This window comes from Mycobacterium sp. NPDC003449, assembly GCF_053588415.1.
In genome coordinates this window covers 24,653-43,734 of record NZ_JBSFPX010000039.1, presented here as the reverse complement: position 1 = coordinate 43,734, position 19,082 = coordinate 24,653, and the positions used below count along the sequence as shown (strand labels likewise).

Genomic DNA, 19,082 nt, shown 5'->3' with positions numbered 1-19,082 from the left:
TTTATTCCCCCGGCCCCCCCCTATCTCACCCCGCGCCCCCAACCCCTCTTCCCCCCCCCCCCGCTCTTCCGTTCGGGTGTCCTCCGCCCCCCCCGTCGGCTGACCGCCGGTCAGCCGACGCGCAGCACCGCCTTGCCCGCGACCTGGCGGCCCAGCAGGGCCTGAGCGGCGTCCGACACGTTGTCCCACGAATCCCGCAATCCGATCTGCGGATCCAGCTCACCATCGGCGAGCAGGGTCAGCAGGTAACGCAGATCCGCTTCGATGGGCGTCCGAATGGTGAATGCCTCCAGGCGCTTTCGATTGCCGGTACGACGTTCTTCCTCGAAGTTGATGGTGGTCGGTTCATTGGAGGCCATCCCGATCGATTGCACCGAACCACCGTCGCCGACCAGGGAGAAGCCCTGGGCCAGCATCCGGCCGCCCACGTTGTCGAGCACGCCGAACACCGGCTCGGTCAGGTCGTCGAGACCGACCACGATCTCGTGGGCGCCGATCTCTTCGAGGCCCTCGCCGCGGGCCGGGCTGCCCACCGCGGCGATGACGTGCGCGCCCGCCCGCGCCGCCAGTTGCACCGCGTACCGGCCGACTCCACCGGACGCACCGGTGATCAGTACCCGGCGCCCGACCACCGGGCCGAGGGCGCGCAGCGCCTGCAACGCCGTCACGCCCGCCACGGGCAGCGCTGCCGCCTCGTCGAATTCGACGAACTCGGGCAGCACCGCCAGGTTCGTGGTGTCCAGGGTGCGACGTTCGGCCCAGCCGGCCCCGCCGTTGAAGCCGACCACCCTCGTGCCGGCCGGTGGACCGGAGCCGTCGGGCGCCGGTTGGACCACCACGCCCGCGGTGTCCCAGCCGGGTATCTCGCCGGGTTTGCGGGCGTGGTCGATGAAGTGCAGCTCGCCGAAGTTCAGGGCGATGGCATGGACGTCGATCAAGGTCTGGGAATCGCCGGCCGCGGGCTCGGCCACCTCGTCGAAGCGCAGATTGGCAGGGGCGTGCGGGTCGTAGACGATGGCTCGCATGCTGGGGCAAACCCCGGTAGGTAGCCCGACTATTCCCGTAGCCGGCGATTTCGTAGGGTGGCGCTGATGAGTCGGCAGGACCGTCTTGACTGGGACACCACCTACCGCGGTTACGACACCGCGGTAGGTGGCCCCGGCCTGCCCGGTGCGTTCGCCGCCCACGCCGCGCAGTTTCCGACCGCGGGCACGGCGCTCGACCTCGCCTGTGGACAGGGCCGGGGTGCCGTCTGGTTGGCCGGGCGCGGACTGGATGTCGTGGGCGTGGATGTGTCGGGCGTGGCGATTGCACAGGCCACGGCGCTGGCGAAGCACTATGGGGTCGCCGGGTGTTGCCGCTTCGAGGTAGTGGATCTGGACGACGGATTGCCGCCCGGGCCGCCCGTGGACGCCATCCTGTGCCACCGATTCCGCGACCACGCGCTGTACGGCGCAATGTTCGATCGGCTCGCCCCCGGCGGCGTGCTGGCGATCAGCGTCCTCAGCGAGGTCGGTGGCCCGCCCGGACGGTACCGGGCAGCGCCCGGCGAGCTGGCCGCAGCCTTCTCCGAACTCGATGTGATCGCATCGGGCGAGCGCGGTGGCGAGGCTTGGTTGCTGGCGCGCCGCCCGATGACCGCCACCGCATCATGAGTCGCTCACGTGTTGTATCCGTCGAGCCGAGCCGGCCACGGGTGGGCATTCAGCGCGGTTCGTCCAGGCGGCCGAAGCGGGCCGCCGCGATCGGGTTGGCGTCGGCAACCAGATCCTCGAAGCGGTAGTTCGCGATCTTGGCGATCTCGATCAATGCGAACGCCTTCTCTGTCGCAGGCGGATTGTCCATCCGCGACCAGCCGTTGCGCAGCACCCGGTCGAAGCGTTGGGTTTCACGTGCGCAGATCACCAGCGGGAAACCGAAGTGCTCACGGTAGGCGGTGGCCAGTTCGACGACGTCGTTGTGGTCGTCCTCGCCCAGATGGGACAACGCCACATGGTCAACGGCCAGCGCATGCCCGGTTTCGTCCTCGGCGCCCAGGTCCGGAAACGCCAGGAGCAGCTCAAGTTGCTGCTCGGCGGACCCGGTGAGAACCGCATCCTGGAACGCTTCGCGCAGCGCCCGGGTATCGGTGTACGGACGCTGGTCGAACGCCCGGTCGGTGGCCCATGAAACGTCCTGCACCACATGGCCGAACACGCCGCTGAACCGCTCCTTGGTCATCGCGTTGACCTCGTCGAGCGTGATGGTGCCGCCGCCCGCGACCCGTGGACCGGGCCCACCCAGGTGGAAGAACACGATGTTGAGCAGGATCGCGCAGACTGCGCCGATGCTGATGCCGCTGCCGAACAGCAGATCAATACCTGATGGAAGCGCCTGTGCCACATCGGGATAGGAGGTCACCCAGAATGCGAGCGCCAGGCTTGTGGTGACGATGATGAGGTTGCGATGGTCGGAGAAGTCGACCTTGCCAAGGGTTTGGATGCCGACGACGGCCACGGTGGCGAACAGTGTCAGCGCGGCCCCGCCGAGTACCGGCTGGGGTATCGAGGATACGATCGCGGCCACCTTCGGCAGGAACCCGAGGAGGATCATGATCACCCCGGCTGCGGCAACCACCCAGCGGCTCTTGATGCCGGTGAGTCGGACCAACCCGACGTTCTCGGAGAATGCCGTGTAGGGAAAAGAATTGAAGACACCGCCGATCGTGGTGGCCAGGCCGTCGGCTCGTAGCATCCTGCCGATGTCGGAGGCACTGACCCGCTTACCGACGATCTCGGCGGTGGCGTAGGTGCTGCCGGTCGATTCCACCGCGGTGATCAGCAGCACGATGACCATCGTCAAGCAGGCGACGACATCGAACCTGGGCCAGCCGAACACGAACGGCGCGGTGAACCCGATGAGTGACGCATCGCCCACCTTGTCGAAACTCATGTCGCCCAACGCATACGCCACGGCGCACCCCATGAACAGGCCCAGCAGCACCGCGATGGTAGCCAGGAAGCCGCGGAACAACCGCTGAATCGCCACTATCACGGCGATGGTGCCTACCGCGTACAGCAGCCAGCGCAGATTGGTCGGATCGTGTTCGCCGGTATGGGGATTGGTGACGGCGTCACCGGCGCCGACCGGGATCAGGCACAGTCCGATGATGGTGATCAGCGTGCCGGTGACGACGGGCGGGAAGAAGCGCAGCAGCTTGACGAAGACCGGCGCAATCAGAAATGTGAAGATGCCGGCGACGATCACCGCGCCGTACACGTAGAGCAGGCTGGCCGAGCCACCGCCGTGCGCCAACCCGATGGCGATGATCGGCGACACCCCGGCGAACGTCACACCCTGCAGCAGCGGCAGCCGCACGCCGACCTTCCAGAACCCGACGGCTTGGATGATCGATGCGATGCCACAGGTGAACAGGTCGGCGGTGATCAGCTTGACCAGGTCCTCGGCAGGCAGATCGATGCCGCTGGCGATCAGGATGGGCACCAGCACCGCACCGGCATAGAAGGCCACGACGTGCTGAAAGCCGTAGGTGGCCAGTTTGGGAGCGGGCAGGACCTCGTCAACCGGGTGGAGCCGTTTGCCGGGCTTCTGGGTGATCGGTGCCGTCATCGTCCAAGGATCGGGCAAGGCCCCGGTTCTCGCACGCTGAACCACAGGTGTGCCTGGGGTGGCGCCTCGACGGCGAACGGATTACCGTCGAATAACCCGAGTTCAACAGGAAACGACGGCCTGCTCAGGACTGAAACGGACACCTCCGGGCGACAGATGATGTCACGTGCCCAAAGGAGCCTTCCATGAACGAATTTCGCGTCCCCGCCGTTGACATCGGCCCCTACGTCGCGGGCGCAGACGCCAACGAGAAGGCCGCCGTCGCCGCTGCCGTGGACAACGCCTGCCGGGAAGTGGGCTTCATTCAGATCCACGGACACGGTATCGCCCCGGCGACCATTGCCGACCTCACCACGGCGATGGATGAATTCTTCGCGCAGTCAACGCAATCCAAGAATGGTTCGCGTCGTCCCCGGGAGGAGAACCGCGGTTACAGCCCGCCGAAGTCCGAGTCGCTCAGCCTGAGTCTCGGCGTGGAATCCGCCAGCCGGATGAACGACTTCTTCGAGGCGTACAACGTCGGGCGGTCGACACGGGACTATCGGGACGTGCCCGCGGACGTGCGGTGGCACTACGCCGCCAACACCTGGCCGGAGATCGGCGGATTCCAGGACCGCGTGATGAACTATTTCGCTGAAGCCGAACGTGTTGCGGTCACCATGACGAACATCTTCGCCGATGCACTGGGGCTGCCGGCCACCTACTTCAGGGCGTTGACCGACCACTCGATCAACGTGCTGCGGATGAACAACTACGCCCTGCCCGAGGGCACCGAGGTCGCGCTCGACGGTGATCTCACCGGCATGGGTGAGCACACCGATTACGGCCTCGTCACGATCCTGTGGGCCGATCAGGTGCCTGGTCTCCAGGTGCTCGGAGCCGACGGGATCTGGCACGAGGTCAGCCCGGAAGACGGTGCGCTGCTGATCAACCTGGGCGACTTGACCGCACGGTTGACCAACGAGCGGTGGCTGTCCACGCTGCACCGGGTGAAGCCGCCCATCGTGGACAACACCATCGCGCGGCGCAGGTCGGCGGCGTTCTTCCATGACGGCAATGCGGATGCGGTGATCGCGCCCTTGGGCTCGTGCGTCGACGAGCAGCACCCCGCCGTGTACAGCGCTGTCACCGTCGACGAGCACATCCGCGCCAAACTGGCGGGCTCGCGGGCCGGCGTGCGCAATGTCGGCGCGCGACGCGAAAGCGCCCGGGTGCTGGCCTCGCGCCGATAGCGCGCTACATCGGCGCGTTAGCGGGTACGAAAACCCCGGAGCTGTCGGCCTCCTCCTCGGCCCGGATGACGTGCACGACCGCGTTGATCAACGCCAGGTGGGTGAACGCCTGCGGGAAGTTGCCGAGGTGGCGGCCGGTCCGCGGTTCGATCTCCTCGGCGTAGAGGTGCAGCGGGCTGGCGAAGGACAGCAGGCGTTCACACAGATGCTTGGCCCGGCTCACCTCGCCGATCTCGACCAGCGCCGACACCAGCCAGAACGAACAGATCGTGAACGTGCCCTCCTCACCGGCCAGCCCGTCGTCGGTCTCCTCGACCCGGTAGCGCAGCACCAGCCCTTCCTCGGTGAGCTCGTCGGCGATGGCCAGCACGGTGGCCCGGATCCGCGGATCGTCGGCGGGCAGGAACCTAGTCAGCACGGCCAGCAGCAGCGAGGCGTCCAGCGCGTCGTCGCCGTAACGCTGGGTCAGCACGCCCCGGGAATCGACCCCGCGGGCCAGGATGTCGGCCTTGATCTCCTCGGCGAGCGCCCGCCACTGCTGGGCGTAGCTCTTCTCGCCCTGCAGGTCGGCCAGTTTCGAACCGCGGTCGAGGGCGACCCAGCACATGATCTTGCTCGAGGTGAAATGCTGCGGTTCGCCGCGGACCTCCCAGATGCCGCGGTCGGGCTCCTTCCAATGCTTGATGGCCTCTTCGACCTGGTTCTTGAGCACCGGCCAGAGCGCTTCCGGGATCTGCTCACGCGATTTGGCGTGCAGATACACCGAATCCAGCATGGTGCCCCAGATGTCGTGCTGGCGCTGGTTGAACGCGCCGTTGCCGACCCGCACCGGCCGGGCGCTGTCGTAGCCGGACAGGTGGTGCAGTTCCTCCTCGAGGAGGCTGCGTTCCCCGCCGACGCCGTACATCACCTGCAGCGGATGCCGTTCGCCGTTGTTGGCGCCCGATACATCGGCGATGAACGAAAAGAAGTCGTCGGCCTCGCGGTCCAAGCCGAGGGTGTAAAGGCCCCACAGGGCGAATGTGGAGTCACGGATCCAGGAGTAGCGGTAGTCCCAGTTGCGTTCGCCCTGAGGGGTTTCCGGCAGCGACGTGGTGGGTGCGGCCAGCAGCGCGCCGGTCGGCGAGTAGGTCAGGCCCTTCAGGGTCAGCGCGCTGCGCTGCAGATACGACCGCCACGGGTGATCGGGGAAGTCGCCGACGTTGATCCACTGACGCCACGACTCACTGGTCTTCCACATCTTCTCCGCGGCGTCCTCGAAGGTCTGCGGCGCCGGATGTTTCGACCAGGACAGCGCGACGAACACGTTGTCGCCCTCGGTGAGCCGGGTCCTGGCTCTGGCCTCGCGGCCCTCCAGCCCGATCCGCAGATTGGTGGTGAGCCGCATCGTGGGGTGCGAGTCCGGGTTGCGGCTGGCGCGGGCGATCGCCTCGCCGTAGGCCGGGCCGGAGTATTCCCACGCGGCGCTGACCCGGTGGTAGTCGAAGGCCGGTTCGCAGTTCATCACCATCTCGACGGTGCCGCTCACACATTTCACGGTGCGCAGCAGGATGTGCTCGGCATCCCAGTCCATCGGGGTGCGGCGGTGGGTGCGCGAACGGGTGTCGATGTCGTGCCAGGGGCCCATCACCAGCGCATCGCGCACGATGATCCAACCGGTGTGGGTCTGCCAGGTGGTTTCCAGGATCAGGCTGCCCGGCAGATAGCGCCGGGCGGCGGGCACCGACACCCCGTAGGGGCCCAGCCGGAAATGCCCTGCACCGCGGTCCAGGATCGCGCCGAACACGCTGGGGGAGTCCGGGCGCGGTACGCACAGCCACTCCACCGACCCGGCCGACGAGATCAGGCAGGTGTTCTCGCAGTCCGACAGGAAGGCGTAATCGGCGATCGGCGGGAACGGGTTGCGCAGTCCGGCTGCCGCCGCGTACGGCACGGGAGCCGTCACGGTCAGGGGGGTCGCGGATTCGGGCGCGCCCGTTGTGGCGCCGCCGGCAGCCTCGATGTTTTGCAGGACCATCCGGACATCATCGACTGCGGACGCCGGTGCCGTCTACCCAGGCGGCGCGTGTCGAACGTTACCGGTCGGACGGGATGGATCGGGTGGCCGCCGCGATCGCATACCCTTGCCGGTATGGGCGCACTCCTCAACTGGTGGGACGGCGTCGAATTGTGGCTGACCGGGTTGCCGTTCATCGCTCAGACGGCGGTGGTGATGCCGGTGGTGCTGGCCCTGGCCTACGGTGTCGCGGTGCTGCTCGACGGTGCGCTCGGGCGCGGCATCGACGGGATTCGTCGCCTGGGCCGGGCCGGCGCCGATGCACCCAGCGACGAATTGAGCACCGAATGAATCCCATGCCCCGTTCGAGGGTGACGCTGGTGCTGGTCATCCTGGTTGTGCTGGTCATTTTGATGTGGTGGCTGGCCCGCTGAGACCGCGTCGAGCCAGGACACCGATCGCTGTCGGGTGGTGTGGGCTAACTCTGTTATTCTTCGCGCCATGCACGCAGCGTCCGCCGTCCCGGGGAGCCACATCCTGGCGCTCCCCGTCGTAGGCTCATTCGCCGCTGCCGGTCTCGACTGTTGTCGCTGATTCCAACCCGTCCGCGGTTTGGTGTCGGTAGGGGCTTGCGCCGTGCCCGGATACTGATCCTTCGCCCTTCCGCTTGACGGACCACCACCGTCCGCAGAGAGCTAGGAAAGGTCATTCAGTGCCCATCAACAAGACCAACATCAACAAGTTCTGGCGCCACGCCGTCGTGCTGGCCACCACCGGGGTCCTCGCGGTCGGCTGCGCCGGCGGCACCAGTGACGTCGCCGGGGGCGACGGCGACAACGGGGGCGGCGCCGAGACCAAACTGACCCTGGTCGCCTACGCGGTGCCCGAGCCGGGGTGGAGCAAGATCGTCCCGGCGTTCGCGGCCAGCGAGGCGGGCAAGGGCGTCGGGGTGACGACGTCCTACGGCGCCTCGGGCGACCAGTCCCGCGCGGTCGTCGACGGCAAGCCGGCCGATATCGTCAACTTCTCGGTGGAGCCCGACATCACCCGGCTGGTCAAGGCCGACAAGGTGGCCGAGGACTGGAACGCGGGCAACACCAAGGGCATCCCGTTCGGGTCGGTGGTGTCGCTGGTCGTCCGCAAGGGCAACCCGAAGGGCATCAAGAACTGGGACGACCTGCTGCAGCCGGGCCTTGAGGTGGTCACCCCGAGTCCGTTGAGTTCGGGTTCGGCCAAGTGGAACCTGCTGGCGCCGTATGCGGCGAAGAGCAACGGCGGCAAGGATTCGGCGGCCGGTCTGGACTTCGTGACCAAACTGGTCTCCGAGCACGTCAAGACCCGCCCCGGATCGGGCCGCGAGGCCACCGACGTGTTCCTGCAGGGCACCGGTGACGTGCTGATCAGCTACGAGAACGAGGCCATCAACGTCGAGCGGCAGGGTAAGCCCGTCGAGCACATCAACCCGCCGCAGACCTTCAAGATCGAGAACCCGGTGGCCGTCGTCAAAACCAGCGCCCACGCCGATGCCGCCAAGGCGCTGGTGAACTTCCTCTACACCCCCGAGGGCCAGAAGCTCTGGGCCGAGGCCGGTTTCCGCCCGGTCGACCCCGCCGTGGCGGCGGACTTCACCAAGGACTTCCCGGCTCCCGAGAAGCTGTGGACGATCGCCGATCTCGGTGGGTGGGCCGACGTCGATCCGGCACTGTTCGACAAGGACAATGGATCGATCACCAAGATCTACAAGCAGGCGACTGGATGACGGCAACCGCCGAGACCGAACCGACGGCGCAGCCCGCGCCGGGAGAACCGATTCCCGGCACGGGCCGCAACCGCTACGGCAGCACCTCGCTGCGGGTCGGCGCCGCGTCGATCTGGTTGAGCGTCATCGTGCTGCTGCCGCTGGCCGCGATCGTGTGGCAGTCCGCGGGTGGTGGCTGGGACGCCTTCCGGCTTGCGGTGACGTCCAACGCCGCCGTCGAATCGTTGCGGGTGACGCTGACCATCTCGGCCGGTGTCACGGTGGTCAACCTGGTGTTCGGGCTGCTGGTGGCGTGGGTGCTGACCCGCGACGACTTCGTGGGCAAACGCATCGTGGACTCGGTGATCGATCTGCCGTTCGCGTTGCCGACGATCGTGGCGAGCCTGGTGATGCTGGCGCTGTACGGTCCGGCCAGTCCGGTCGGCCTGCACCTGCAGCACACCAAATGGGGCGTCGGGGTGGCGCTGCTGTTCGTGACGCTGCCGTTCGTGGTGCGCTCGGTGCAGCCGGTGCTGCTCGAACTGGACCGTGAGGTCGAGGAGGCCGCGGCCTCGCTGGGCGCCAACAACCGGATCATCTTCCTCAAGGTGATCCTGCCCGCGCTGCTGCCCGCGCTGTTGTCGGGTGCCGGCCTGGCCTTCTCCCGCGCGATCGGCGAGTTCGGATCGGTGGTCCTGATCGGCGGGGCGGTGCCCGGTGAGACCGAGGTGTCCTCGCAATGGATCCGCACCCTGATCGAGAACGACGACCGGACCGGGGCGGCCGCGATCTCGATCGTGCTGCTGGTGATCTCGTTCCTGGTGCTGTTCGTGCTGCGGGCCGTCGGGTCCCGCGCCGCCAAACGCGAGGAGCTCTCCGCGTGACACTCTCGCCGTGGGTGCGTAACCTGCTCCGCTACCTGGCGCTCGGCTATATCGCGGTGCTGGTCGTGGTGCCGGTGGGGCTGATCCTGTGGCGGACGTTCGCGCCGGGCATCGGTGCGTTCTTCGCCTCGGTGGGCACGCCCGCCGCCGTCTCGGCCCTGAACCTGTCGCTGCTGGTGGTGGCGATCGTGGTGCCGCTCAACGTGTTGTTCGGGGTGCCGACGGCGTTGGTGCTGGCGCGCAACAGGTTCCGCGGCAAGAGCGTGTTGCAGGCCGTCATCGACCTGCCGTTCGCGGTGTCGCCCGTCGTGGTCGGTGTGGCGCTGATCCTGTTGTGGGGATCGGCCGGGCTGTTCGGTTTCGTCGAGCAGAACCTCGGGCTCAAGATCATCTTCGGGTTTCCCGGCATCGTGCTGGCCAGCATCTTCGTCACCGTCCCGTTCGTGATCCGCGAGGTCGAACCGGTGCTGCACGAGATCGGCACCGACCAGGAGGAGGCCGCCGCCACCCTGGGGTCCACCTGGTGGCAGACGTTCTGGCGGGTCACGCTGCCCTCGATCCGGTGGGGGCTGGCCTACGGCATCGTGCTGACCGTCGCGCGCACCCTCGGGGAGTTCGGTGCGGTGATCATGGTGTCGTCGAACCTGCCTGGCGCATCCCAGACCCTGACCCTGCTGGTGGCCGACCGCTACAACCGCGGTACCGCCGATTCGGTGTACGGCGCGTACGCGATCTCGACGCTGCTGATGGCCGTCGCGGTGATCGTTCTGGTGGCGCAGGTGCTGCTGGACCGTCGCCGTAACCGGGCCGAACAGTCCTAGGAGGAGTAAGAGCTATGACCGATGCGATCGTGGTTCGCGGCGCCAACAAGCGCTACGGCGATTTCGCGGCGCTGGACAACGTCGACTTCTCGGTGCCATCCGGTTCGCTCACGGCGCTGCTCGGACCGAGCGGATCGGGCAAGTCCACACTGCTGCGGGCGATCGCGGGCCTCGATCAGCCCGACACCGGGACCGTCACCATCAACGGGCGCGACGTGACCGGGGTGCCACCGCAGCGGCGCGGCATCGGCTTCGTGTTCCAGCACTATGCGGCGTTCAAACACCTCACGGTGCGGGACAACGTCGCATTCGGGCTCAAGATCCGCAGGCGCCCGAAGTCCGAGGTCACCGAGAAGGTCGACAATCTGCTGGAAGTGGTGGGGCTGGCCGGGTTTCAGACCCGCTACCCTAATCAGCTCTCCGGTGGCCAGCGTCAGCGGATGGCGTTGGCCCGGGCGCTGGCGGTCGATCCGCAGGTGCTGCTGCTCGACGAGCCGTTCGGGGCGCTCGACGCCAAGGTGCGTGACGATCTGCGGACCTGGCTGCGTCGTCTGCACGACGAGGTGCACGTCACCACGGTGCTGGTAACCCACGATCAGGCCGAGGCGCTCGATGTGGCGGACCGGATCGCCGTGCTCAACAAGGGTCGTATCGAGCAGGTGGGGTCGCCGACCGAGGTCTATGACGAACCGGCCAATGCGTTCGTGATGTCCTTCCTCGGTGCGGTGTCCGAGCTCAACGGAATCCTGGTGCGCCCACACGATATCCGGGTGGGCCGCAGTCCGGAGATGGCAATCGCGGCGGGCGACGGCACCGCCGAGGCGACCGGTGTGCTGCGCGCCACGATCGACCGGATCGTGATGCTGGGCTTCGAGGTTCGGGTCGAGCTGACCAGCGCCACCAATGGTGCGTCGTTCACCGCGCAGATCACCCGCGGCGATGCCGAGGCGCTCGGGTTGACCGAGGGCGACACGGTGTACGTGCGGGCGACCCGGGTGCACCAGATCCGCCGAGCAGACACAAAACTGCCCGATTTCGCCGAAAACTAGGCAGGTTTGCGTCTGCTCGCCGGGAAACTGGCTAAGCGGCGAAATCGGCGCTGCGCGCGGCGAGGGCCTCTTCGTAGCGGTCCAGCACCGTGGCGGCCACCAGCCGGTGCGGCCCCAGCGGCTCGGCCATCGACATCCCTTGGGCACGCGCGAAGTCGGCGACCCGATCGGTGATCCGGCCATGCGCCAGGAACCACGGTGCGACCACCAACCGCTGGGCTCCGCGGGCGCGTAACCGCTCGGCCGCCTCGGGCAGTGCCGGATCCTGACCCGTCGCGAACGCGACCTGCACACCGGCCCACCGGGTGCCCTCGGCCAGCCGCTCGGCCAGGCCTGCGGTGCGGGCGTTGGCCGCCGGATGAGACGATCCCACGCTGGTGAGCAGCACGCCGAGGCCGCTGTCGAATCGAGAAACCCCCAGTGCGGCAAGGCGTTCCCGCACAACCAGGAGCAGGCGGGGGTCCTCGCCGAGCACATCGGCCTGGCCCACCTTGGCGCCGGACTGCGCGATCAGGTCGGGGATGTCGGTGCGGGCGTGGTAGGCGCTGGCCAACAGCAGTGGCACCACGACGGATCCGGGCGCCGCATCGCCGAGGACATCGGCCAGGTTGGGCAGATTCTGTTCACAGAAGGCCACCCGAACCTCGGTGTCGGGCAACAGTCTGCGCACATGCCCGGCGATCGCATGCGCGTTCGCCGACGAACGCGGGTCGGCGCTGCCGTGCGCGGTGAGGACGAGCGGGCTCACCTCGACCTCATGACGCGTGCAGTCCGCATTCGGTCTTGGCCTGCCCGGCCCACCGCCCGCTGCGCGGATCGGTGCCCGGCGCGGGCTTGGCGGTGCACGGTGCACAGCCGATCGACGGATAGCCCTCATCGACCAGCGGGTTGACCAGGATGCCGTTGGTGTCGATGTAGGCCTGCATGTCCTCATCGCTCCAGGCCGCGATCGGGTTGATCTTCACCAGTCCGAACGCGTTGTCCCAGCTGATCAGCGGGGCGTTGGCCCGGGTCGGGGCCTCCACCCGGCGGATACCGGTGACCCAGGCCGAATAGCCTTTCAGCGCCTTGCTCAACGGCTCGACCTTGCGCATCCGGCAGCAGGCCGCGGCGTCGCGGGAGAACAGCTCCTTCCCGAGCAGTTCGTCCTGCTCGGCGACGGTGTGCTCGGGCGTCACATTGACCACGTGCACGTCGTAGACCGCCTCGACGGCGTCCCGGGTGCCGATCGTCTCGGCGAAGTGGTAACCGGTGTCGAGGAAGAGCACGTCGACCCCGGGCCGGACCTTCGCCGCCATCTCGACCAGCACGGCGTCCTGCATATTCGACGCCACCACATAGTCGCCACCGAAGTGCTCATCGGTCCAGCGCAGCAACTCGGCCGCGTCGGCACCGGCAAGTTCGGCCGCACCGCGTTCGGCCAGATCTCGCAGGTCGGTCTCGGAAACTTCGCTCACGGACAATGCACTCACCTCAAGTCGGCTTCGTCGGCCCGCACGGCCCACTGGGCGAAACGCTCGCCGTCCTCGCGTTGTTTCACGAAGTTGCGAACCACGCGGTCGATGTACTCGCCGAGGTCGGTGGCGAGCACCTTGTGCTGGCGCAGCTTGCGTCCGAAACCGCTGTCCAGGCCGAGGCTGCCGCCGAGATGGACCTGGAAGCCCTCCTCCGGGCCGTTGCCCTCATCCACCATCTGTCCCTTGAAGCCGATATCGGCGACCTGGATGCGGGCGCAGGAGTTGGGGCAACCGTTGATGTTCACGGTGACCGGTACGTCAAGCTCGGCGTTGAGATCGCCCAGCCGGCGCTCCAGATCCGGCACCAGGGTCTGGGCCCGGCCGCGGGTGTCGGCGAAGCTCAGCTTGCAGTACTCGATGCCGGTGCAGGCCATCAGGTTGCGACGCCAGTGCGAGGGCTGGGTCTGCAGACCGAGTGCCTCAAGGCCGTCGCGCAGCGCATCGACCTTGTCGTCGGCGACGTCGAGGATGATCAGCTTCTGGTAGGCGGTGAAGCGGGCCCGGTCGGCGCCTGCCGCCTCCATCAGGTCGGCCACCTTGGTCAGGATGGAGCCCGAAACCCGTCCGGCGATCGGCGCGGCGCCCACGGCGTTGAGGCCGTTCTTGGTCTTCTGCACCCCGACGTGATCGATGGTGTGCGGCACCTGCTCGGGCGCCGGGCCGTCTAGTAGGGGCCGGTGCAGGTACTCCTGCTCGAGAACTTTCCTAAATTTTTCTACGCCCCAGTCCTTGACCAGGAACTTCAGCCGAGCCTTCGAACGCAGCCGCCGGTAACCGTAGTCCCGGAAGATCCCGGTGATGCCCTCCCAGACGTCGGCCACCTCATCCAGCGGAACCCACACGCCGAGGCGCTGGGCCAGCATCGGATTGGTCGAGAGGCCGCCACCGACCCACACGTCCAGGCCGGGGCCGTGTTCGGGATGGTTCACCCCGATGAACGCCACATCGTTGATCTCGTGGGCCACGTCCTGCAGCCCCGAGATCGCGGTCTTGAACTTGCGGGGCAGGTTGGAGAACTCCGGGTTGCCGATGTAGCGCTCTTCGATCGCACGCAGCGCCGGTGTCGGGTCGAGCACCTCGACCAGCGAATCGCCGGCCAGCGGGGAGCCCAGCATGCCGCGCGGGCAGTCACCGCAGGCCTCCATGGTCTGCAGGCCGACCTCGTCCAGCCGCCGCCAGACCTCGGGAACGTCCTCGATCCGCAGCCAGTGGTACTGCAGGTTCTCCCGGTCGGTGATGTCGGCGCTGTCGCGGGCGAAGTCGACGGAGATCTGTCCGAGCGTGCGGATGGCCTGCGCCGACATGGCCTTGCCGTCGGTGCGCACCCGCATCATGAAGTACTTGGCCTCCAGCAGATCGGCGTTGTCGTCGCCGGTCCAGGTGCCGTCGTAGCCCTCGGTGCGCTGGGTGTAGAGGCCCATCCAGCGGAACCGGCCGCGCAGGTCGTTCTTGTCGATGCTGTCGAAGCCGTGGCGCGAGTAGACGTTGATGATGCGATCACGCACGTTGAGCGCGTCGTCGTCCTTCTTGAACTGTTCGTTGGCGTTGAGCGGCTCACGGTGGCCCAGCGCCCACTGGCCCTCACCGCGGGCGCGCTTGGCCGGACGGGCGGCTTTGGCGGGTGCCTGGGGGGTTGTCACGGTTTGGTGCTCCTTCGCGGAGGAGCCGGCCTCAGGTCGCGCGATTCACCGGTGGCTGTCCGGCGGCGCAGATCCGGCGGCCAGCTGAAAATACAGGTGGGCAGGTCTACACGGGATCAGGGCAGACAGCAACAGCTACAGACACGCTTGAAATCGACATGCCGCCGTGCCACCAGCTGGACGCCGGTGATGCTGTCGCGGGCGGAAGTCACGCCAGCCATTGTGCCACGATCGGCGCCATAGCCCCTAACCGGGCGATATTTGCGCTCACGGTGCGCAAAAGTCGCCGCTGGACAGTCTGGGAAAATCGTGGACATGCTTACCCGGACCGCGCTCTTCGGCATCTATATCCATGTGCCGTTCTGCGCGACCCGCTGCGGATACTGCGACTTCAACACCTACACGCCCGCCGAGGCGGGCGGGGCCAATCCCGACGGCTGGCTGGACGCGTTGCGGATCGAGCTGCGGCTAGCGGCCGAACGAATGGGTGCGGTGCCGGTGGCGACGGTGTTCGTCGGCGGCGGCACCCCGTCGTTGCTCGGCGGCGCCGGGTTGGCCGCGGTGCTCGACGCGGTCCGGGACAATTTCGAGCTGGCCGCGGCCGCCGAGGTGACCACCGAGGCCAACCCGGAGTCCACCTCGCCGGAGCTGTTCGACGCGCTACGCGGCGCCGGCTACACCCGGGTGTCGCTCGGGATGCAGTCGGTGGTGCCCAACGTGCTCGCGGTGCTGGACCGCACGCACTCGCCGGGGCGTGCGCTGACGGCGGCGGCCGAGGCCAAGGCGGCGGGTTTCGCGCATGTCAATCTCGACCTGATCTACGGCACGCCGGGGGAGTCCGACGACGACCTGCGGCGCTCGGCCGATGCCGCGGTGCACGCAGGCGTCGACCACGTGTCGGCCTACGCGCTGGTGGTGGAGGACGGAACGGCGCTGGCCCGCCGGGTGCGCCGCGGCGAGGTCGCCGCACCCGACGACGATGTGCTCGCGCACCGCTACGAGCTGCTCGACGCGCAGCTGTCCGATGCGGGCTTCGAGTGGTACGAGGTGTCGAACTGGAGCCGGCCCGGTGGTGAGTGCCTGCACAATCTCGGCTATTGGGACGGCGGCGAATGGTGGGGCGCCGGGCCCGGTGCGCACGGTTTTCTGGGTGCGAGGCGGTGGTGGAACATCAAGAATCCCAACGCCTATGCGCGCGCGCTCGCCGAGGGCAGGCTGCCGGTCGCCGACCACGAGGATCTCGACGCGGCGACCAGGCACACCGAGGATGTGATGCTGCGGGTGCGGCTGCGACGCGGTCTGGCGCTGGACGGCCTGGCCGAGGCCGAGCGTGAGCGGGTGCCCGGGCTGGTGGCCGACGGGCTGGTCGACGTGTGCGACGAGCGGCTGGTGCTGACCGACCGGGGCCGGTTGCTGGCCGACGGTGTCGTGCGCACTTTGTTGGCTTGACGGGGATCACAGCCGCGGGCGCGAGCGTAGCCCACCCGGCCTACCTAGGTTAGGCTACATTTACTTTCCGTGACTGAGGTCAGTATCGAGACGCCCGCCGAAACCGCCGAGTCGATCGAGCTCGCACTGCCGGCCGGGGTGGGCCCGGCGGATCTGGTGGCCGAGCTGGCCCGGGTGCTGCCGGAACGCGACGGTGAGGACTACGTCGTGTACGAACGCGACGGCGAATGGTCGCTGGCGGTCGGCGTGCGCGCGGTCGTCGAACTCGACTCCGACGAGCTGCGGGTGATCCAGGACGGCGTCGTGCAGCGCCAGCCCTGGACCGGCAGGCCGGGGGCGCCGCTGGGGGAGGCCGTCGACCGGTTGTTGCTGGAGACCGACCGGCTGTTCGGCTGGGTGGCCTTCGAATTCGGCACCTACCGGTTCGGGCTGGCGCAGCGGCTGCCTGCGGGCACCCCGTTGGCCCGGATTCTCTGGCCGCGTACGCAATTCGTGATCTCGGCGGCGACGATCCGGCTGATCGGCGCCGATGACCGGCAGGTCGACGCGCTGCGCCGGATACTGGCCGAGGGGGTGCGCGAGACGCCCGCCCCCACCGGTGTGGACGTGCGCGACGATCCGTCCGGGTACCGCGGCCGGGTGGCGGGCGCCATCGACGAGATCGTCGGCGGCCGCTACCAGAAGGTGATCCTGTCGCGGCGCTTCGACGTGCCGTTCGCCGTGGACTTCCCGGCCACCTACCGGGTCGGCAGGCACAACAACACCCCCGCGCGCTCGTTCCTGCTGCACCTCGGCGGGATCCGGGCCCTGGGCTACAGCCCCGAACTGGTCGCCGCGGTGCGCGCCGACGGCACCGTGCTGACCGAGCCGCTGGCCGGCACGCGGGCCTTCGGCCGGGGCGCCGACCACGACCGCGCGGCCCGCGACGAGCTCGAATCGAACCCGAAAGAGATTGTCGAGCACGCGATCTCGGTGCGTACCTCGGTGCAGGAGATCTCCGAGGTGGCCGAGGAGGGGAGCGCGGTGGTGCTCGACTTCATGACCGTGCGGGAACGCGGCAGCGTCCAGCACCTCGGCTCGACCGTCGGCGGACGGCTGCAGCGGTCGATGGACCGGATGGACGCGCTGGAAGCCCTGTTCCCCGCCGTCACCGCCTCCGGCATCCCCAAGGCGGAGAGCGTCGAGGCCATCCTGCGCCTGGACGAGGCGCCCCGCGGCCTGTACTCGGGCGCGGTGGTCACGTTCTCGGCCGACGGCGGGATGGATGCCGCACTCACGCTGCGCGCCGCCTACGAATCCGAGGGCCGGACCTGGCTGCGGGCCGGTGCGGGCATCATCGCCGAGTCCACCCCGGACCGCGAGTTCGAGGAGACCTGCGAGAAGCTCGCCACGCTGGCGCCGCACCTGGTGCGCCGCGCCTGAGCTTGGCGACTCACTGCGTCAGCTGCGCCAGCAGGGCCTTCTTATCGGTCTTGCCGACCGCCGTCGTGGGCAGCGCCGCCATCGGGACCAGCACGTCGGGCCTGGAGTGCGAGGCCACGCCGCGCTGCTCCAGGTGGCTGTGCAGGTCGGCCAGGCTGACCGGCGGCCCGCTGAACACGACGACGGCACACACCTTCTCGCCGAGGTACTCGTCGGGCAGCGCTACCGCCGCGGCCGACCACACCGCCGGGTGGGTGAGCAGATGCTCCTCCAGGTCGAGCGCCGACACGTTCTCACCGCCGCGCACGATGACGTCCTTGACCCGGCCGGTCACCTCGATATAGCCGGCCAGCGGCCCCTCGGCGAACCGGCGCACCCGGTCGCCGCTGCGGTAGAACCCGTCCGGGCTGAACGAGCGCGCATTGGCGGCCTCGGCGTTGAAATAGCCGTTGATGGTGTAGGGGCCGCGCACCAGCAGTTCGCCCTCCTCGCCCGGTGCGACCTCGGTGCCGTCCTCGTCGACGATGCGGACCTCGTCGTCCGGGGACAGCGGCCTGCCCTGGGTGGCGTCGAGCACCTCGGCCGGGTCGCCGATGCGGGTGTAGTTCAGCAGCCCCTCGGCCATCCCGAAGACCTGTTGCAGGCCCGGTGTGAGGGCGGCCCTGACCATCGCGGCGTCGGGCAGGGAGAGTTTGGCGCCGCCGACCTGGAGCAGGCGCAATGTCTTGGGCGCCAGCGGCTCCCAGTCACACGCCTGTGCCCACAGCTTGGCCAGGGCGGGCACCAGCGCGGTGACGGTGACCCGGTGCCGGTCGATCGCGGCGAAGGCCGACTCGGGGCTCGGGTCGGCGGTGAACACCGTGGTGGCGCCGACGCTGAGCGCGCCGAGCAGACCGGGACAGGCCAGCGGGAAGTTGTGCGCCGCGGGCAGGGCCACCAGGTAGACGTCGTCACCGGTCAGCTCGCACACCGCCGCGCTCGCGGTGCAGTTGTAGACGTAGTCCTCGTGGGTGCGGGGGATGAGCTTGGGGGCCCCGGTCGTCCCGCCGGACACCAGCAGCAGCGCGGGCGACGCCGGATCGGGATCGATCGCGGGTGCCGCGGCCGAGGCTGAACGGCTGACCTGCGCCCAGGACCGGAACTCGGCCGGATCGCCGTGTACGAGCACATGTCGCACCGAGGGATGCGTCCGCACCAGGTCCCGCGCCATCTCGCGGTAGTCGAAGCCGCCCGCGGTGTCGCCGACCAGGACCGCCACCGCGCCGCTCACCTGCGCGAAATGGGCCAACTCGGCCAGCCGGTGCCCGGGCAGGCACATCACCGGGACGGCGCCGGCCCGCAGCAGTCCGAACAGCGCGACCGGGAATTCGGCCGAATTGGGCAGTTGCAGCAGCACCCGGTCGCCGGGTCCGACGCCGAGGGCCGCGAGGCCCGCCGCGGCCCGGTCGGCCAGCGCGTCCAGTTCGGCGTAGCTGTGACGGCATTCGGCATCGACGACCGCGATGCGTTCCGGCCAGGTGGCGGCGGCGTCGCGCAGCACCGAATCCAGCCGTCGGCCGGTCCAGTGACCGGCTTGTCGGTAGGCCCGCGCACGATCGGCGGGGAAGGGCGTGAACCCTTCCAGTAGGGGCGGCTGAGCAGCGGATTCGGCGGATCGGCCAGTGGTCGGAGTCACGAAGGGGCCCCCTCGGGTAGGCGTGTTCGGTTAGCCGAATATAGGGTAGC

The 19,082-nt window shown here is 68.5% G+C and carries 17 protein-coding genes; 9 read left to right on the top strand and 8 right to left on the bottom strand.

Translation table 11 applies throughout. The features are described from left to right. Positions 1–110 precede the first annotated feature (110 nt). The gene (locus ACWDTP_RS13165; protein ID WP_450020270.1) at positions 111–1,025 is read right to left on the bottom strand and encodes a zinc-binding dehydrogenase; all 915 of its coding nucleotides are present in this window, start codon (positions 1,023–1,025) and stop codon (positions 111–113) included. A gap of 66 nt (positions 1,026–1,091) precedes the next feature. Here ACWDTP_RS13165 and ACWDTP_RS13160 point away from each other — a divergent pair, with 66 nt between their 5' ends. Then, positions 1,092–1,655 carry a class I SAM-dependent methyltransferase gene (locus ACWDTP_RS13160; RefSeq protein WP_450020268.1) on the top strand — a complete coding sequence of 188 codons (564 nt, stop codon included), beginning with the start codon at positions 1,092–1,094 and terminating at the stop codon, positions 1,653–1,655. Positions 1,656–1,704: 49 nt separating this feature from the next. Here the strand turns inward: ACWDTP_RS13160 and ACWDTP_RS13155 are convergent, their stop codons facing one another. After that, positions 1,705–3,609 (bottom strand): solute carrier family 23 protein, encoded by a 1,905-nt coding sequence (locus tag ACWDTP_RS13155; RefSeq protein ID WP_450020266.1) that lies wholly within the window; start codon positions 3,607–3,609, stop codon positions 1,705–1,707. A gap of 185 nt (positions 3,610–3,794) precedes the next feature. Between ACWDTP_RS13155 and ACWDTP_RS13150 the strand changes: the two genes are divergently transcribed. Next, on the top strand, positions 3,795–4,841 hold the full coding sequence (locus tag ACWDTP_RS13150; protein WP_450020264.1) for an isopenicillin N synthase family dioxygenase: 1,047 nt from the start codon (positions 3,795–3,797) through the stop codon (positions 4,839–4,841). A 4-nt stretch (positions 4,842–4,845) separates the two neighbouring features. Here the strand turns inward: ACWDTP_RS13150 and ACWDTP_RS13145 are convergent, their stop codons facing one another. Further along, positions 4,846–6,858, bottom strand: a complete 2,013-nt coding sequence (locus ACWDTP_RS13145; protein ID WP_450020262.1) for a glycoside hydrolase family 15 protein — start codon at positions 6,856–6,858, stop codon at positions 4,846–4,848. Positions 6,859–6,972: 114 nt separating this feature from the next. Here ACWDTP_RS13145 and ACWDTP_RS13140 point away from each other — a divergent pair, with 114 nt between their 5' ends. The 5 genes from ACWDTP_RS13140 to ACWDTP_RS13120 all read left to right on the top strand — a co-directional run bounded on the left by ACWDTP_RS13140 (position 6,973) and on the right by ACWDTP_RS13120 (position 11,329). Continuing rightward, entirely contained in the window at positions 6,973–7,188 is a 216-nt protein-coding gene (locus ACWDTP_RS13140) for a hypothetical protein (protein ID WP_450020260.1), read from the top strand. A gap of 361 nt (positions 7,189–7,549) precedes the next feature. After that, positions 7,550–8,596 (top strand): sulfate ABC transporter substrate-binding protein, encoded by a 1,047-nt coding sequence (locus tag ACWDTP_RS13135; RefSeq protein ID WP_450020259.1) that lies wholly within the window; start codon positions 7,550–7,552, stop codon positions 8,594–8,596. After that, positions 8,593–9,459 carry a sulfate ABC transporter permease subunit CysT gene (gene cysT / locus ACWDTP_RS13130; protein ID WP_450020257.1) on the top strand — a complete coding sequence of 289 codons (867 nt, stop codon included), beginning with the start codon at positions 8,593–8,595 and terminating at the stop codon, positions 9,457–9,459. The genes ACWDTP_RS13135 and cysT overlap by 4 nt, the downstream gene beginning before the upstream one ends. After that, positions 9,456–10,280: a sulfate ABC transporter permease subunit CysW gene (cysW, locus tag ACWDTP_RS13125; protein ID WP_450020255.1), complete on the top strand. Its 825-nt coding sequence runs from the start codon at positions 9,456–9,458 to the stop codon at positions 10,278–10,280. Before cysT ends, cysW begins: the two co-directional genes overlap by 4 nt. A 14-nt stretch (positions 10,281–10,294) precedes the next feature. Beyond that, positions 10,295–11,329, top strand: coding sequence for a sulfate/molybdate ABC transporter ATP-binding protein (locus tag ACWDTP_RS13120; protein ID WP_450020253.1), 1,035 nt, complete (start codon positions 10,295–10,297; stop codon positions 11,327–11,329). A gap of 31 nt (positions 11,330–11,360) precedes the next feature. Here the strand turns inward: ACWDTP_RS13120 and ACWDTP_RS13115 are convergent, their stop codons facing one another. The 4 genes from ACWDTP_RS13115 to ACWDTP_RS13100 all read right to left on the bottom strand — a co-directional run bounded on the left by ACWDTP_RS13115 (position 11,361) and on the right by ACWDTP_RS13100 (position 14,707). Continuing rightward, a complete protein-coding gene (locus ACWDTP_RS13115; RefSeq protein ID WP_450020251.1) occupies positions 11,361–12,077 on the bottom strand; it encodes a sirohydrochlorin chelatase in 717 nt (238 codons plus the stop codon). A 7-nt stretch (positions 12,078–12,084) separates the two neighbouring features. After that, positions 12,085–12,792: a phosphoadenylyl-sulfate reductase gene (locus ACWDTP_RS13110; RefSeq protein ID WP_450020249.1), complete on the bottom strand. Its 708-nt coding sequence runs from the start codon at positions 12,790–12,792 to the stop codon at positions 12,085–12,087. Positions 12,793–12,797: 5 nt separating this feature from the next. Continuing rightward, a complete protein-coding gene (locus ACWDTP_RS13105) occupies positions 12,798–14,486 on the bottom strand; it encodes a nitrite/sulfite reductase (RefSeq protein WP_450020247.1) in 1,689 nt (562 codons plus the stop codon). A 116-nt stretch (positions 14,487–14,602) separates the two neighbouring features. Next, positions 14,603–14,707 (bottom strand): Ms4527A family Cys-rich leader peptide, encoded by a 105-nt coding sequence (locus tag ACWDTP_RS13100; RefSeq protein WP_450020245.1) that lies wholly within the window; start codon positions 14,705–14,707, stop codon positions 14,603–14,605. A gap of 94 nt (positions 14,708–14,801) precedes the next feature. Here ACWDTP_RS13100 and hemW point away from each other — a divergent pair, with 94 nt between their 5' ends. Next, on the top strand, positions 14,802–15,935 hold the full coding sequence (gene hemW, locus ACWDTP_RS13095) for a radical SAM family heme chaperone HemW (RefSeq protein WP_450020243.1): 1,134 nt from the start codon (positions 14,802–14,804) through the stop codon (positions 15,933–15,935). Between the two features lie 69 nt (positions 15,936–16,004). Continuing rightward, positions 16,005–17,357 carry a salicylate synthase gene (locus ACWDTP_RS13090; protein WP_450020241.1) on the top strand — a complete coding sequence of 451 codons (1,353 nt, stop codon included), beginning with the start codon at positions 16,005–16,007 and terminating at the stop codon, positions 17,355–17,357. Positions 17,358–17,367: 10 nt separating this feature from the next. Here ACWDTP_RS13090 and ACWDTP_RS13085 read toward each other — a convergent pair whose 3' ends face one another. Beyond that, positions 17,368–19,032, bottom strand: coding sequence for a (2,3-dihydroxybenzoyl)adenylate synthase (locus ACWDTP_RS13085; RefSeq protein ID WP_450020239.1), 1,665 nt, complete (start codon positions 19,030–19,032; stop codon positions 17,368–17,370). Between the last annotated feature and the right edge of the window lie 50 nt (positions 19,033–19,082).